The sequence below is a fragment of the Flavobacterium cutihirudinis genome, assembly GCF_003385895.1.
In the GTDB taxonomy this organism is placed as follows: Bacteria; Bacteroidota; Bacteroidia; order Flavobacteriales; family Flavobacteriaceae; genus Flavobacterium; species Flavobacterium cutihirudinis.
This window is the reverse complement of record NZ_QRDQ01000005.1, coordinates 1-1,201: the sequence shown is the minus strand read 5'-3', so window position 1 is coordinate 1,201 and position 1,201 is coordinate 1. Positions and strand designations below refer to the sequence as shown.

Annotated in this window: 1 pseudogene; it reads right to left on the bottom strand. The window is 49.0% G+C overall.

Features of this window, described 5'->3' with window-relative positions:
• A pseudogene (locus BD847_RS20745) lies at positions 1-1,201 on the bottom strand (T9SS type B sorting domain-containing protein); the annotation flags it as partial.

The following is a 1,201-nucleotide window of genomic DNA, read 5'->3' as shown; positions in this document are numbered from 1 at the left end:
CCGTCAGCCGAACATGTAGGCGCTGTTGAAGCGATTGTCGGAACCGCAGGAGTTGCCAACTTCGCCGCATTGCTGAATGAAGCTGAAGCAACCGAAGTACAATCCGTATTTTCTGCCGTTACCGTATATGGGGTGCCAAGGGCCATTCCGCTGATAAGTCCTGTAGCTGCAACACTCGGTCCTGTCGGATCAAAAGTATAGCTTACACCTGAAACATAATTCGAGATCGTTGAGAACCCGTCAGCCGAACATGTAGGCGCTGTTGAAGCGATTGTCGGAACCGCAGGAGTTGCCAACTTCGCCGCATTGCTGAATGAAGCTGAAGCAACCGAAGTACAATCCGTATTTTCTGCCGTTACCGTATATGGGGTGCCAAGGGCCATTCCGCTGATAAGTCCTGTAGCTGCAACACTCGGTCCTGTCGGATCAAAAGTATAGCTTACACCTGAAACATAATTCGAGATCGTTGAGAAACCGTCAGCCGAACATGTAGGAGCTGTTGAAGCGATCGTCGGAACTGCCGGAGTTGCCAACTTCGCAGCATTGCTGAACGATGCTGAAGATGCAGAATTACAATCCGTATTTCCTGCCGTTACCGTATATGGGGTTCCAAGAGTCATTCCGCTGATAAGTCCTGAGGCTGCAACACTCGGTCCTGTCGGATCAAAAGTATAGCTTACACCTGAAACATAATTCGAGATCGTTGAGAATCCGTCAGCCGAACATGTAGGAGCTGTTGAAGCGATTGTCGGAACCGCAGGAGTTGCCAACTTCGCTGCATTGCTGAATGATGCCGAAGATGCAGAAGTACAATCCGTATTTCCTGCCGTTACCGTATAAGGGGTGCCAAGGGCCATTCCGCTGATAAGTCCTGAGGCTGCAACACTCGGTCCTGTCGGATCAAAAGTATAGCTTACACCTGAAACATAATTCGAGATCGTTGAGAAACCGTCAGCCGAACATGTAGGAGCTGTTGAAGCGATCGTCGGAACCGCAGGAGTTGCCAACTTCGCTGCATTGCTGAACGATGCTGAAGATGCAGAAGTACAATCCGTATTTTCTGCCGTTACCGTATAAGTGGTTCCAAGGGCCATTCCGCTGATAAGTCCTGCACTGCTTATTGTGATTCCTGATGTTGGAGGAGCAAAAGTATAAGTATTAGATGAACTATAATTGCTGATAGTACTCGTTCCATCTGACG